This window comes from Rhizobium sp. LC145, from assembly GCF_001005825.1.
In the GTDB taxonomy this organism is placed as follows: domain Bacteria; phylum Pseudomonadota; class Alphaproteobacteria; order Rhizobiales; family Rhizobiaceae; genus Neorhizobium.
In genome coordinates this window covers 695,634-709,233 of record NZ_LBHV01000004.1, presented here as the reverse complement: position 1 = coordinate 709,233, position 13,600 = coordinate 695,634, and the positions used below count along the sequence as shown (strand labels likewise).

Annotated in this window: 12 protein-coding genes; 7 read left to right on the top strand and 5 right to left on the bottom strand. The window is 60.5% G+C overall.

Going from position 1 to position 13,600, the window contains the following annotated elements; all coding sequences use genetic code 11:
* Positions 1–6 precede the first annotated feature (6 nt).
* From YH62_RS14965 to YH62_RS14955, 3 genes are all read left to right on the top strand, one after another.
* The gene (locus YH62_RS14965; protein ID WP_046794990.1) at positions 7–1,467 is read left to right on the top strand and encodes an oligosaccharide flippase family protein; all 1,461 of its coding nucleotides are present in this window, start codon (positions 7–9) and stop codon (positions 1,465–1,467) included.
* 406 nt (positions 1,468–1,873) lie between these two features.
* Complete coding sequence (locus YH62_RS14960; RefSeq protein ID WP_046795117.1) at positions 1,874–3,163, top strand: glycosyltransferase family 4 protein; 1,290 nt, start codon at positions 1,874–1,876, stop codon at positions 3,161–3,163.
* A 333-nt stretch (positions 3,164–3,496) separates the two neighbouring features.
* The gene (locus YH62_RS14955) at positions 3,497–4,174 is read left to right on the top strand and encodes a response regulator transcription factor (protein ID WP_245282104.1); all 678 of its coding nucleotides are present in this window, start codon (positions 3,497–3,499) and stop codon (positions 4,172–4,174) included.
* 100 nt (positions 4,175–4,274) lie between these two features.
* On the opposite strand, the gene YH62_RS14950 is transcribed toward YH62_RS14955, so the two are convergent.
* From YH62_RS14950 to YH62_RS14930, 5 genes are all read right to left on the bottom strand, one after another.
* Positions 4,275–5,057, bottom strand: coding sequence for an ABC transporter ATP-binding protein (locus YH62_RS14950; RefSeq protein ID WP_046794988.1), 783 nt, complete (start codon positions 5,055–5,057; stop codon positions 4,275–4,277).
* Positions 5,054–5,827, bottom strand: a complete 774-nt coding sequence (locus YH62_RS14945) for an ABC transporter permease (protein WP_046794987.1) — start codon at positions 5,825–5,827, stop codon at positions 5,054–5,056. Before YH62_RS14945 ends, YH62_RS14950 begins: the two co-directional genes overlap by 4 nt.
* 56 nt (positions 5,828–5,883) lie before the next feature.
* Entirely contained in the window at positions 5,884–6,822 is a 939-nt protein-coding gene (locus tag YH62_RS14940) for an ABC transporter substrate-binding protein (protein WP_046795116.1), read from the bottom strand.
* 106 nt (positions 6,823–6,928) lie between these two features.
* Positions 6,929–7,645 carry a response regulator transcription factor gene (locus tag YH62_RS14935; RefSeq protein WP_046794986.1) on the bottom strand — a complete coding sequence of 239 codons (717 nt, stop codon included), beginning with the start codon at positions 7,643–7,645 and terminating at the stop codon, positions 6,929–6,931.
* Positions 7,646–7,663: 18 nt separating this feature from the next.
* Positions 7,664–8,878 carry a sensor histidine kinase gene (locus tag YH62_RS14930; protein ID WP_046794985.1) on the bottom strand — a complete coding sequence of 405 codons (1,215 nt, stop codon included), beginning with the start codon at positions 8,876–8,878 and terminating at the stop codon, positions 7,664–7,666.
* A gap of 244 nt (positions 8,879–9,122) precedes the next feature.
* Between YH62_RS14930 and YH62_RS14925 the strand changes: the two genes are divergently transcribed.
* The 4 genes from YH62_RS14925 (at position 9,123) to YH62_RS14910 (ending at position 13,580) form a co-directional block, all read left to right on the top strand.
* Complete coding sequence (locus YH62_RS14925; protein ID WP_046794984.1) at positions 9,123–10,139, top strand: ABC transporter substrate-binding protein; 1,017 nt, start codon at positions 9,123–9,125, stop codon at positions 10,137–10,139.
* A gap of 98 nt (positions 10,140–10,237) precedes the next feature.
* Positions 10,238–11,701, top strand: coding sequence for a sugar ABC transporter ATP-binding protein (locus YH62_RS14920; protein ID WP_046795115.1), 1,464 nt, complete (start codon positions 10,238–10,240; stop codon positions 11,699–11,701).
* A complete protein-coding gene (locus tag YH62_RS14915) occupies positions 11,698–12,639 on the top strand; it encodes an ABC transporter permease (protein WP_046794983.1) in 942 nt (313 codons plus the stop codon). Before YH62_RS14920 ends, YH62_RS14915 begins: the two co-directional genes overlap by 4 nt.
* A complete protein-coding gene (locus tag YH62_RS14910; RefSeq protein WP_046794982.1) occupies positions 12,636–13,580 on the top strand; it encodes an ABC transporter permease in 945 nt (314 codons plus the stop codon). Before YH62_RS14915 ends, YH62_RS14910 begins: the two co-directional genes overlap by 4 nt.
* The last annotated feature ends 20 nt before the right edge of the window (positions 13,581–13,600 follow it).

Sequence of the window (13,600 nt, the reverse complement as noted above, 5' to 3'; positions counted from 1 at the left end):
TCCGCAGTGGCCGAAGCGCTGACTTCTCCCGATTGGAAACGGAAGCCTCCTGCTGCGGAAGGCGAGGCGGCGGTTCCAAATGCCGAAATGCCGGCCCAGGTGCAAGGGGGCGGGTTCCGCGGTCTCATCATGCGGGCCGCCGGCTGGTCGATGGTCGGCTATGTCGTCGTGCAGGTGCTGCGGATCGCCAGCAGCCTTATCCTGACACGGCTCTTGATCCCGGAAATGTTCGGCATCATGGCCATTGCGACCATGGTGCAGGTCTCCGTGGCGATGCTTTCCGATCTCGGCTTGCGGCCCGCAGCGATCCAGAGCCGGATGGGGGATAGCCGATCCTATCTCGATACGGCGTGGACGCTCCAGATTATCCATGGATGCTTCATCTGGCTCGTTTGCGTGCTCATTGCCGTCTGCATCGGGCAGGGAGCCGGGCGAGGGTGGTTCCCTCCCGGCTCGGTTTATACCGTTCCCGAACTTCCGGCAGTGATTATTGGGACATGTTTTTCGACCGTTCTTATGGGACTGCAATCGACGAAGCTGATTTCGGCCTATCGGCACCTCGATCTCGGCAGGATCACGGTCATCGAGATCGTGGCCCAGGTCATAAGCCTCGCCGTTGCGGTTATGCTTGCCTGGTACACCGGCTCGATCTGGTCCTTCGTCTTCTCCACGCTGGTCTCTTCCGCTGCGACGACGATCCTAAGCCATGTCTGGCTTCCCGGTGCCGGCAACCGGCTGCGCTGGGACAAGACCGCCGTCAACGATCTCATCCGGTTCGGCCGGTGGATCATGCTGTCCTCGATCCTGACCGTCATTGCCGCGAACGGCGACCGCATCCTGCTTGCGGGATGGACGAGCCCGGCCATGCTCGGTCTCTACATTCTCGCGTTCAACCTGATCGCCATGCTGGAGGGGGCGGGCGGCCGTTTGTTCTCGAGCGTGGCGATGCCGGCCCTCAGCAAGGTTGCCCGCGAGCGGCCGGAACACTTGAGCAGCGTCTACCAAAAAGTGCGGCTGCCGTTCGATCTCGTATTCATCGGCAGCGCCGGCGCCGTCTACGCCGCCGGCAAGGTCATCATCGATCTGCTTTATGACGATCGCTACCTGAACGCCGCCTCGATCATCGAAATACTGTCCTTCAGCCTACTGGTCACACGGTTCGGCGTCATGTCGGCCGTATACCTGGCCATAGACGAGCCTCGGAACCAGAGCGTTCTGAATTTCATCCGCGCGGTTTCGGTCTTCGTCTGTGTTCCGCTCGCCTATTATGCATTCGGATTTTCCGGCGCCCTGTGGGCGATCGCCCTGCACGCCTTGCCGACGCTGCCGGTGATCTTCCATTTCAACAGACGCCATCGGCTGAACAACCCGTTCTATGAGATCACCGTGCTACTTGCCTGGCCCGCCGGTTATGCCGCCGGCTGGATCGCCACGATCGTTTTCGAGCATTTCGGCAGGATATTCTGATGACGATGCAATCGGTGCGGGCTCTCAATTGTGGTTTCCTACCCCGAAAGTAGTAAGCTTCTCCTACTTCTGGTAAATTGATAGGCAGCTATGGGCAGTAATAAACTTTCATCATCTGGAATTACTTTTAACGGGTGAGGACGGCAATTTCATACTCCTGCGGAGTTAGCCGATGCTCGTGAAGATCAAGCTCGGAATACTCCATGTGGGCATGTTTTAAATCGTTGGTTTTTCAAGATGTGGAGGCTTGTCTCGCGCTCGTGGCCGAGCCCATGAAAAGGGTCTCTTGCCGATGATTGTCGTGGGGCAGGACACCGGCGGCTTCCTCCGGGCTTTACGCGGCCTGACTTTGCGGAAGCCTTCCGCAGAGAAAATCCGAAATGCAGATCTTTCCCGGCGCCGGGCAATGGCGCAGGGTGAACGCGTGCGTCCGCTACTGATCGTGGAAGCCGCCAATCCGGAATGGACGAGTGTGCCGCTGGTCGGCTGGAATCTCGCGCGCGCCATCATGGACCGGACAGACGCTCTTATCGTGACTCAAATCCGAAACCGCGAAGCCTTGCTGCGTGCCGGGCTGATCGAGGAGAAGGATTTTGTCGTCATCGACAACGAGCGCACCGCGCGAAGGCTCTATCGGTTCGGTGAGCTCTTGAGGGGCGGCGATAACAAGGGCTGGACCTTGGTGACGGCGCTTTCCTCGCTTTCCTACTACAGCTTCGAACGGCAGGTCTGGAGACTTCTGGGCAAGCGGCTGGTGGCCGGTGAATTTGACCTCGTGCACAGAATTACGCCGCTCAGCCCGACAAGCCAGAGCCCGATCGTGCGAAAGCTGAAAAAGCATGGGATTCCGTTCGTCCTCGGCCCGCTCAACGGTGGGGTGCCGTGGCCTCGGGGTTTCGCGGATGTCCAGAGCCGCGAGCGGGAGTGGCTTTCCAAAGTCAGGAATATCCACGCCCTGATGCCGTTTTATCGGGTAACGAGATCGAACGCGGCTGCGCTCATCGCAGGATCCCGTCACACGTTGAGCGAATTCCCGAGCGAGTGCGCAGATCGGGCTTTTCTCATTCCGGAAAACGCCGCTGACCCCGACCGGTTTCCATTTCAGCCCCGCAGGCTCGTGGATGGTAGACTGGCAATCGCCTTCATCGGGAGATTGGTTCCCTACAAGGGCGCGGACATGCTGATCGAGGCGGTCGCGGCCTATCGCGGGACGCTGGATATCGAAGTCCTCATCATCGGCGACGGACCGCAGCGAGGCGAACTGGAAGCGACGGTGCGGCGACACGGGCTGGAGGAGTGCGTTCGTTTCGCGGGCTGGGTGCAGCAGAAGGACCTCGCGACTACCCTGTCCCGATATCAGGCGCTGGCTTTGCCGAGCGTTCGCGAATTCGGCGGCGGCGTGGTTCTGGAGGCCATGGCGATGGGTCTCGTTCCGATCGTGGCGAATTACGGCGGGCCGCCGGAACTCATAGACCGGCAAAGCGGGGTGGCAGTCGATTTTACCAGCCGGGAAAGCCTGATTGCAGGTTTTTGCGACGTGTTCTCGATGTTTGAGCGCAATCCCGAACTGCTGGCCTCAATGAGTACCGAAGCGGGACAGCGCGTTAGAAAGCGATACACCTGGAAAGCAAAAGCGGATCAGATACTTCAAGTATACAACTGGGTCCTTTCCTTGGGATCGAAGCCAATTTTTTGACGTTCACGTAAGCCAGCGAGGAAAATGTAAGTATCTATCAGCGCTTGCTATGTCCACTTATTGAGAGTTTCTGCAATATTTATTTACATGAAGATGGACTAAATTAGGTATAGGTTGTATATTGAGGTTAACTAATAATGGACAGGTAAAAACGGCAGACTGTTTGGGCACTCGTAAGTCAGGGTCCTGAACGTGGGCATGACGCCCGCGCTCAGGCAAGGGGGTAAGATGAGTTCGACGATAAACGGTTATGGGCGTACTCCGGCTGTCGCGGAGGCCTTTCGCATTCCGAATGAAATTTCCAAGTCGGCCGACAGAGCCGGCAAGGGGGACATGGAGACAGGCTACAGGGGTTGCCTTCTCATCATCGATCAAAGGGCGTTGGATCGGGAATGCCTTGCGCGCGGGCTTATCGGGCGCGGGCTGAAGATGGACGTATGTGCTGTCGGCTCCGTGGAAGAATGGAGGAGGGAACAGGATATCCATCCGCCTCTCGAGGCCATTCTGTTCAACATCGGCAGCCGCCGGGCAGACGACGCCACTCTGGCAAGCGATTTCTCCAGATTCGCCGCCGAGTTTAAGTCGATCCCGATCATCGTTCTTTCGGACGCGGACGACCTGACGCAGGTCGTGAAGATGCTCGAATACGGCGCGCGGGGGTTCATTCCGTCCTCGGTCGGCATCGCCGTCTGTGTGGAGGCGATCGGACTGGCTGTGGCGGGCGGCATTTTCGTGCCTGCAAGCAGCGTGCTTTCCGTTCGGCATCTGGTGAACGAGGCTCCAGGGGGGGCGCCGCGCGCGCTATCGGGAATGTTCACGCTGCGGCAGGAGGAAGTCGTCGAAGCACTTCGCAAGGGCAAGGCCAACAAGATCATCGCTTATGAACTCAACCTGCGGGAAAGCACGGTGAAGGTTCATATCCGAAACATCATGAAAAAGCTGAAGGCCACCAACCGGACCGAAGTCGCCTACAAGCTCAACAACCTGTTCGCCTCGGGGATGACGAATTAGGAGCGGACACGAACAGGATTGCATGGTTGCTACCTAAATTCTGCGGCTTAGGTAGCAACCGGCTAAATGGCTGGGGTTCAACGAACAGGCTGCGACGCGCTCAATCGCGTGTCGCAGCGATCGCTTCGTCACGGATCTCGTCGGTAAGCTTCAGGCGCAATTCGGAGAATTCCGGGCTGACCTTGATGGTGTAGTGGCGAGGATGCGGCAGGTTGACCTCGGTGATGGATTTGATCCGCCCGGGGCGAGCGGTCATGGTCACCACCCGGGAGGCCATGAACACGGCTTCCTCGATATCGTGGGTCACAAAAATCACCGTCTTCTGCTCCCGCTCCCATATGCCGAGCAGCAGTTCCTGCATGAGGCCGCGCGTCTGGTTGTCGAGAGCACCGAAGGGCTCATCCAGCAGGAGGATCCGCGGATCGTTGGCAAGCGCCCTTGCGATCGCCGTGCGCTGCTGCATGCCGCCCGAAAGCTGCTTCGGCCAATGGTTTTCGAAGCCGCGCAGCCCGACCTTGTCGATATAGCTGTCGACGATCTCCCTTATTTCCTTTGCCGGTACGCCGCGCTCCCGCAAACCGAAGGCAACGTTTTCGCGCACCGTCAGCCAGGGGAAGAGTGTGTAGGACTGGAAGACCATTCCCCGGTCTGCGCCCGGCCCGGCGACTTGCCTGCCGGAAAGCGTCACCGTACCCGCCGTCGGCCGGTCGAGACCGGCGATGATGCGCAGCAGGGTGGACTTGCCGCAGCCCGAGGGGCCAAGGATCGTCACGAAATCGTTGCGTTGGATCTCGAGGTCGGTCGGCTGCAGCGCCTGCACGGGTTTGCCGCCGCGTACACCGGGAAAGGTGCGGCTGACGCCCTTGATGACGAGTTCGCTCATGCAAGCCTCCAGGCAAACAGCCAGCGGTTCAGGGTCTTGAAGGCGAAATCGGAGATAAGTCCGATCAGGCCGATGACGATGATGCCGAAGATGATCTGGCCTGTGGCCATCAAGGCTTGGCTGTTGATAATCATGTAGCCGATGCCGGAAGAAGCGCCGATCAGTTCCGCGACGATCACGTAGGTCCAGGCCCAGCCAAGGACCAGGCGTAGCGTCTCGGCGATCTCCGGTGCATTGGCCGGGATCAGGACGCGGCTGACGATCCCTCTGTCCTTCGCGCCAAGCGTATAGGCCGCCTCGACCAGATCGCGGCGGGTTCCCGCCACGGAAACCGCCACCATGAGGATGATCTGGAATACGGCGCCGATGAAGATAACCAGGAGTTTCTGGAGTTCGCCGATGCCGGCCCAGAGGATGAGAAGGGGCACGAAAGCGGAAGCAGGCAGATAGCGCGCGAAGGAGACGAAGGGCTCCAGCAGCGCCTCGATCGGCTTATAAGCGCCCATGGCGACCCCGACCGGCACGGCAATGGCCGCCGCCAGCACGAAACCGCCGACCACCCGCCATACCGTCACGCCGATATCGGCAAGAAACCCCTGCTCGGTCAGGAGATAGATGCCGTCCTTCACCATCGTGATCGGATCGGCGAGGAAGGTCGGCGAGACGAAGCCGCCGAGTGTGGCGATACCCCAGACGGCGAAGAATAGAATGAAGAAGAGAATGCCCAGCAGGACGCGCGCCTGTGGGCCGATCGGTTCGAGAGGTCGCATGTTTACCCGGTGCTATGGCTGGCGGAGCAGCCGCTGCCCCGCCGATCTCGGCTGCTTTACTTGATGAAGGAGGTATCCACAATCGTTGCAAGATCGGGCTTGGTCTTGATGATGCCGATTTCCATCAAGAGATCGGCCGCTTTGGCGGAGAAGGTCTTGAACTCGCCTTCGAAGAAGGTCTGGTTGGCGGCCTTGTCCTGCCATTCGAGGAACTTGGCGGAGCCGGCAAAGGCTTCCGCCGATTGTTTCACGTCGGCGCCCATAATGCCGTAGGATTTTTCAGGTTCCGCCCTGATCATCTCGAGAGCTTCGAAATAGCTGTCTGCGAAAGCCTTGGCGGCTTCCGGGTTCTCCTTCAGGAAGGCCGGCGTGCAGCCGAACGTATCCATCACCGCCGGATATTCGAGCGTGGTCGCAAGGATCTTGCCCTGATCGGGTGCTGCCCGGACTGTGGACAAGTAGGGCTCATAGGTCATGGCCGCATCGTTCTGTCCCGCCACGAAGGCCTGGGCAGCCGGGCCGGGTTCTAGGTTGACGACCTTCACGTCCTTCATGGTGAGGCCGTTCTCCTTCAGGATATAGGCCAGGAAGAAATAGGGAGAGGTGCCCGGCGCGGAGGCTGCGATCGTCTTGCCCTTGAGATCGGCAACGCTGGAAACGTCGTTGCGCACCGCGATGCCATCGGCTCCATGGGACTTGTCGAGCTGGAAGATCTGGATTGCCGGAACCCCATTGGCATTCCAGACGATCCAGGTTTCCACCGTCGTGGCGGCGCACTGGACATCGCCGGAGGCGAGCGCCAGATGGCGGCTTGCCTGGGGGATCTTCTTGATGGTGACGTCGAGGCCGTTCTTCTCGAAAATGCCAGCTTGCTTGGCAAGCGTCAGCGGCGCAAAGCCGGTCCAGCCCGAGATGCCGATGGAAACGGCGGTCTCAGCATGGGCTGCCGAGCACATCAGGAAGGTGGCGGCGATGAGGGCGGCGGTCTTTTTCATGGTGATCCCCATTTTGTGCAATTATTCGGCAGGTTTTGCAGCTGCCTAAAATCCATACTACGCATGATGCCGCGGCCCTGTCCATAGAACGAGGGCTGTGTAGTCTTCAGGATGAAATACTGTCCCGCAGTTCGCGTTCGGCCCGTTCCAGGGCGCTGGAGTTCAACACTTTGCGCAGGAGCGCCACGGTGACGGCGCGCATCCTGAGATTATACCAGCCCTCTGCCTCTGCGCCGGGCAACTGATAGATATCGAGCTTTTCATAGAGGCTCTGCAGCCGGTTCTGGACACTTCGAAGCGACAGCCTCTTCCTCTGCGCAATGGCCTTATCCGTAAGGCCGAGGGCTACGTCCACCAGGATCTCATATTCGGCATCGCTCAGGCCATGCGCATTTCCCAGGCTCTTCTGCTGAATGCCACGAACCTCGCGGTCGATGACGCATTGCGACTCCACGAAAACGCTTCTGAGAGCCAGCCGTAGCCGTTCGTCCGAGGTCGATTTCAGCACATAGCCGTAGGTCGCTCCTTCCGGGACGATCCTGGAAACACCGCGGACATAGGCTTCATCGGAGTAGTTCGACCAGAAGAGAATCTTGGTGTCCGGCCTTTCGCGCCAGATCGTGCGGGCCGCCTCGATGCCGTTCCGCTCGCTCATCTGCAGATCCATCACCACGTGCTCGGCACGGGATTTTCTGGCCTGGATTTCACCGCTCGCACCGTTTTCCGCCTCAAGCACGGCATCGCATTCCGGAAGCGCGGCACGCACCGCCTCGTGCAGGTAGGAACGGTGCAGCGGATCATCCTCGACGATCAGGACTTTCATGGTCATTCTCCGAAATGGTTACGGCTCGACGGGCAGCGCGACCCTGACGAAAGTGCCCTTGCCGTCATTGTTCCGGCCCATCTCGAATTTTGCGGAGATCAGGCGGGCACGCGTTTTCATATTGTCGATCCCATGCCCCCTCTGGCCGTGCGGGTCCTGCATGCCGTCGCCATCATCGATCACCTCGACCAGGAGGGATCGTTCGAGCTTGCGGAGGCGGACAAGGATGTCTTGCGGCTGGGCATGCCTTATGGCGTTGTTGACCGCCTCCTGGACGATGCGGAACAGGGCAGTCGCAACCGTCTGGTCGAGGCCCTGAAGCGCCCCTTCGCTTTCATCGATCATCCGCCATTCAATGGGCAGGCCGCTGTCACGGCCCGAACGGTCGAGATGGTTTTCGATCGCCTCGGCGACGCCGAAGAGCTGGAGGACGGAGGGTTTTGCCTCCTCGATGATCTGGCGCAGGTCGTGCATGCATTGCTGCATGGCGCGGCACAGGGGTTCCAGCGTCTCGCCGGGCATGTCCGGCAGGCGCGTCAGTCGCTCCATGCGCCGCGTCAGCCTTGTAAGGTCGGCAAGCGTCTGGTCGTGGAGATCCATGCCGATCCGCTGGCGCTCGGCCTCGAGTGCTTCCGTAAGCTTCAACGCACCAAGCCTCAGTCCTTCCTCGCGGGCGCGGGCCTCTGCTTCCACGATCGCCGAAAGCTTGGCCTGTTCGGCCGCACGCAGCGCGAAGAAATACGGCGCCAGCAGATCGGCAATCGAGCGGGCATTCTCGACGTCTTCCATCGTATAGGCGTCGATCTGGTGGCTGGAGCAGCTCAGCGCTCCGATGATGCTCCCTTGCGCTTTCAGCGGCACATGCAGTCGGCTGTGTAGCGACAGCTCTATGATCGGGCTCGAAAAGGCGCCTTCGAAGTGGAAGCGGGGATCGGAACAGGCATCCGGCGACAGGAGGAAATCGGCTTCGCCCGTAAGAAGCGTGCGGATCGGGCTGCCGGTCAAGAGGGCCGGCGGATGTTTGCTCCAGGCAGTCTCCAGGCCGCTCTCGTAGGCGATGTGGTATTTGCCATCCAGCATCTTGATGCAGACGTCGAGGTGCTCATGCGGGATGATGTGGCTGATCTCCGCGGCGACGGCCTGGATGATGGAGTGAAAATCGAGCTGGCCAGCCAGCAGTCGGGAGATGCCGAGATAGCGGTCGAACAGCGAATTCTGCGCCGGATTGAGCATCGGCGGACTCCTCCCAAGTCCTTCGGATACAATTAAGCGCCAGCTTTGAGCGCTTGTCCTGCGGGAACCCGCAGATTTTGCGCGAAAGCCCGCAAACGGCTTGCTTGTATGCGCCTATACAGCACCTGATTTCTCCTCCATGCTGGCTTTACTGAGCATAGGGGGCTCAGCGCAATCATTATCTTCGGATGGCCGTTGAGGAGCGGACCGAAGTGACCCCCGAGAGAGCTTTAGGGAGGAAATCATGACTATCGGGAAGATGCTGTTTGCATCGGTCGCCATCGCGTGCATCGCAGGGCCGGTTTCCGCGCTCGCGGATACGGCCGAGAAGAAGATCGCCTTGTCCAACAACTATGCCGGCAATTCCTGGCGACAGGCGATGCTGACAAGCTGGGACAAGATCACCAAGGAGGCGGTGGAAAAGGGCGTCGTGGCTGCGGCCGATCCGTTCACCACGGCCGAAAACCAGGCGACCGAGCAGGCCGCGCAGATTCAGAATCTCATCCTCCAGGGCTATGACGCGATCGTCGTCAACGCAGCATCCCCAACCGCTCTGAACGGCGCGATCAAGGAAGCCTGCGACGCCGGCATTACCGTCGTGTCGTTCGACGGCATCGTGACCGAGCCTTGCGCATGGCGCATCGCCGTGGACTTCAAGGCCATGGGCGAAAGCCAGATCGAATATCTCGCCAAGAAGATGCCGAACGGCGGCAACCTGCTTGAAATCCGCGGACTTGCCGGCGTCTCGGTGGATGACGAAATCCATGCGGGCATCCAGGCCGGCGTCGAGAAGAACCCGCAGTTCAAGATCGTCGGCTCGGTCAACGGCGACTGGGCCCAGGACGTCGCGCAGCGCGCTGTCGCGGGCATTCTTCCGAGCCTTCCCGAAGTCGCCGCGGTCGTGACGCAAGGCGGCGACGGATATGGCGCCGCCCAGGCATTCGCGGCCGCCAATCGTCCAACGCCGACCATCGTCATGGGCAATCGCGAAGACGAGCTGGTATGGTGGAAGAGCCAGAAGGATAAGGATGGTTACGAGACGATGTCGGTCTCCATCGCGCCGGGCGTTTCGACGCTTGCCTTCTGGGTGGCCCAGCAGATCCTCGACGGCAAGGAAGTGAAGAAAGACCTCGTGGTGCCGTTCCTGCGCATCGATCAGGACAATCTCGAAGCCAATCTGGCGAACACCCAGAAGGGCGGCGTGGCGAATGTGGAATATTCGCTCGAAGACGCCCAGAAGGTGATCGAGGCGGCCAAGTGACAGCCTGAAAACTCTCGTGCGGCGGGGCGGCGTTTCTTTCCGAAACCGTCCCGCCATTTCTAATGTTCACCTGGCCGAATACCGACCATGATCCCCACATGACTGAAGCCGTATTGAAACAAGAGGTGGCAGCCGCGCGCGGCATCAAGGTGACGTTCGGCGCCGTCAAGGCGTTGGACGGGGCGGACCTTATCATCCATGCCGGCGAATGCGTCGGTCTGGTGGGTCATAACGGCGCCGGCAAGTCCACCATCGTCAATGTCATCAATGGCGGCCTCAGCCCGCATGAGGGCGAGGTCAGCTATGGCGGCGGTTCCGGCCAGCACGGAATTTCCGTGGCGCGGGCCAATGGCGTGCGCTGCGTCTTCCAGGAACTGTCGCTCTGCCCGAACCTGACGGTGAACGAAAACGTCCGCGTGACGCATAGCGAACTCAAGGGCTGGAACTGGCGCGCCCGCGCACTCGAACTCGTCAGGCGGCAGCTCGAGGAAATATTTCCCGGCCACGGCATCGATTGCGACAGCACGGTGGACGATCTCTCGATCGCCGAGCGGCAGATGGTGGAGATCGCCATCAGTTTTTCCGGTGCGGGCGAGCGTCCGAAGCTGGTCATTCTCGACGAGCCGACCTCCTCGCTCGATGCGGGACTTGCAGCGCAGCTCATGGCCTATATCCGCCGTTTCGTCTCGGAAGGGGGAGCGGTGCTCCTCATTTCCCATATTCTTGGCGAAATCCTTTCCACTTCCGACCGGATCGTGGTGATGAAGGATGGCCGCGTCGTCGCCGATCGCGCCGCAAAAGAATTTTCGACACGCAGCCTGGTCGAGGCGATGGGCAATGTGGTGCGCGAGCTGGAATGGCAGCGGTCTGTGACGACGAGAAGCGGTGCGGCGGTCCTGACGATGCCGCCGAGAAAGGGGCATGGCCTGCCCTTCGAGGCTCATCGCGGTGAGATGATCGGGCTGGCGGGCCTTGGCGGGCACGGCCAGACCGATGCACTTCTCCATCTCTACCTTTCCGGCAACAGCAACTGGTTGCCGGCGCGGCGGCGGGAGATCGCCTTCGTTGCCGGCGATCGCAGCCTCAACGGCACATTTCCGCTCTGGAGCATATTGAAGAACCTCAGTATCGCCTCCCTCGGCCAGCTTTCTTCCCGCAGCCTGGTCGATCAGAGCCGCGAGGATCTACTCGGCGAAGGCTGGAAGAAGCGCATAGAAATACGCACGCCCGACATGGAGAACCGTATCCTGTCGCTTTCCGGGGGTAATCAGCAGAAGGTGCTGTTTGCCCGTGCGCTCGCCACGACCGCGAAGATCGTGCTGATGGACGATCCGATGCGCGGGGTGGATGTCGGCACCAAGCAGGAAGTCTACGAAATCCTTCGCGCCGAGGCGAAATCCGGCCGAACCTTCATCTGGTATTCCACCGAAATGGACGAAATACGCCTTTGTGACCGCGTCTACGTGTTCAGGGAAGGCGCGATCGTCGCGGAACTGACAGGCGACGAGATCACCGAGAAGAACGTGCTTGCCGCATCCTTCCATGGAGGTGAGGCGGCATGAAGCTTTCCTCGGGAACTATCCGCCTCATCATTCCGGCGCTGTCGCTTGCCGTTCTGCTTGCCGCGGTCTTCTACATGCAGCCGCGGGCGATGAGCTATACGGGGCTCAACCTGCTCTTCAATCTGGCGGTGCCGATCGCGCTCGCGACGGTCGCGCAGATGCTCATCATGGCGGTCAATGACCTCGATCTTTCGATGGGCACTTTCGTCAGCTTCTGCGCCTGCGTGACGGCCACCTTCCTGCAGGCCTCGCCTGCGATCGGCATCCTGATCTTTCTTGGCGCCATCGCGGCCTATGCGGCGATGGGCGTCATCATACATCTGCGCGAGCTTCCCTCGATCGTCGTCACACTCGGCATGAGCTTCATCTGGGGCGGGCTTGCGGTCCTGATGCTGCCTTCGCCCGGCGGCGAGGCTCCCGGCTGGGCGCGCTGGGTAATGACGTCAAGGCCGCCGTTCGTTCCGATGGCGATCGTGGCCAGCGTCGTCATAGCCGTCGTCACGCATTTCCTCATCATGCGCTCTTCCTTCGGCGTGCTGATCCGCGGCGTCGGCGGTAATTTCCGATCCGTCGAGCGAGCTGGCTGGTCGGTGATCCGCATCCGTGCCGGGGCTTATGCGCTGGCGGGCCTTTTCGCGGTGCTCTCGGGCATCGCGCTCGTGGGGCTTACGACATCGGCGGACGCCAATATCGCATTGCGCTACACGCTGCTCTCAATCGCAGGCGTCATCCTCGGCGGCGGCGAGTTCGTGGGCGGCAAGGTCTCCCCGATAGGAGCCGTCATCGGCGCGCTGACACTGACGCTTGCCGGCTCGTTCCTCTCCTTCATGCGCATATCGCCCGACTGGCAGATCGGCGCACAGGGCGCGATCCTGATCGTGGTGCTGGCGCTGCGGCTCTTTCTGAACCGGCTCGAGAAGCGGGAGAAGAACCGATGAATTTCTTCTCGCTCCCCTCCAAGCCGTGGATATGGTCCTTCGCCGCCACCGTCATCGTCTGGATCGTCACGGTGCTGTTCACCGGCGGCGCAAGCGCTTTCGGGCTGTCGCAGGCGGCACTCACCTTCGCATCCTTCTACGTGATCGTCGGCATAGGGCAGATGTTCGTCATCACCCTTGGTCCCGGCAATATCGATCTCTCCGTACCCGCGACCATGACGCTTTCCGGCACGCTGGCGCTGAAACTGATGGATGTCCAGGACAGCATGATCGTCGTCGGCCTGCTCGTCTCGGTCCTATTGGGGATTGCGATCGGCATCGGCAACTATGCGCTCATCAAGCTTCTACGGATACCGCCCATCATCGCGACGCTTTCCATGAGCTTCATCGTGCAATCGACGGCGATTTGGGCGAACCGCGGCTTGCGGATCAAACCGCCGGAAGTCCTCGCGAATTTCACCACTTCCACCCTGTTCGGCATTCCGAACGTGGCGATCGTGGCGCTGATCCTTTCCGCCGTCGCCTGGCTTCTGCTGGAAAAGAGCATTTACGGTCGCTGGATCTCGGCGATCGGCCAGAGCATGTTCGCGGCCCGGATGACGGGTATTCCGGTCGATGGCACACGGCTCGTCACCTATATTCTCTGCGCAGCGCTCGCTTCCATCTGCGGTTATCTGCTCGCAAGCTTCTCAGGCGGGGCCGCGCTCAACATGGGGGGCGAATATCTCTTGCTGTCGATAGCCGTCGTGGTGATCGGCGGTACGGCGGTCGCCGGCGGAAATTCCAATATTCCGGGCATATGGGGGGCCTCGCTCTTCATGTTCCTGGTGGTTTCGATGCTCAACACCTATGGTTTCGGCGCCGGCTTCCGCCTCATCCTGACGGGCCTCATCATCATTGCGGTCATCCTCGTCGCCGGCGGGCGACAGGCCGGCCGGTGAGCCACTTTCAATCGGACAAT

Coding starts and splice junctions, on each gene's coding strand:
- YH62_RS14940 (WP_046795116.1), bottom strand. CDS start 6,822: ATGAAAAAGACCGCCGCCCTCATCGCCGCCACCTTCCTGATGTGCTCG.
- YH62_RS14950 (WP_046794988.1), bottom strand. CDS start 5,057: ATGAGCGAACTCGTCATCAAGGGCGTCAGCCGCACCTTTCCCGGTGTA.
- YH62_RS14915 (WP_046794983.1), top strand. CDS start 11,698: ATGAAGCTTTCCTCGGGAACTATCCGCCTCATCATTCCGGCGCTGTCG.
- YH62_RS14925 (WP_046794984.1), top strand. CDS start 9,123: ATGACTATCGGGAAGATGCTGTTTGCATCGGTCGCCATCGCGTGCATC.
- YH62_RS14960 (WP_046795117.1), top strand. CDS start 1,874: ATGGCGCAGGGTGAACGCGTGCGTCCGCTACTGATCGTGGAAGCCGCC.
- YH62_RS14920 (WP_046795115.1), top strand. CDS start 10,238: ATGACTGAAGCCGTATTGAAACAAGAGGTGGCAGCCGCGCGCGGCATC.
- YH62_RS14955 (WP_245282104.1), top strand. CDS start 3,497: ATGGAGACAGGCTACAGGGGTTGCCTTCTCATCATCGATCAAAGGGCG.
- YH62_RS14945 (WP_046794987.1), bottom strand. CDS start 5,827: ATGCGACCTCTCGAACCGATCGGCCCACAGGCGCGCGTCCTGCTGGGC.
- YH62_RS14935 (WP_046794986.1), bottom strand. CDS start 7,645: ATGAAAGTCCTGATCGTCGAGGATGATCCGCTGCACCGTTCCTACCTG.
- YH62_RS14930 (WP_046794985.1), bottom strand. CDS start 8,878: ATGCTCAATCCGGCGCAGAATTCGCTGTTCGACCGCTATCTCGGCATC.
- YH62_RS14910 (WP_046794982.1), top strand. CDS start 12,636: ATGAATTTCTTCTCGCTCCCCTCCAAGCCGTGGATATGGTCCTTCGCC.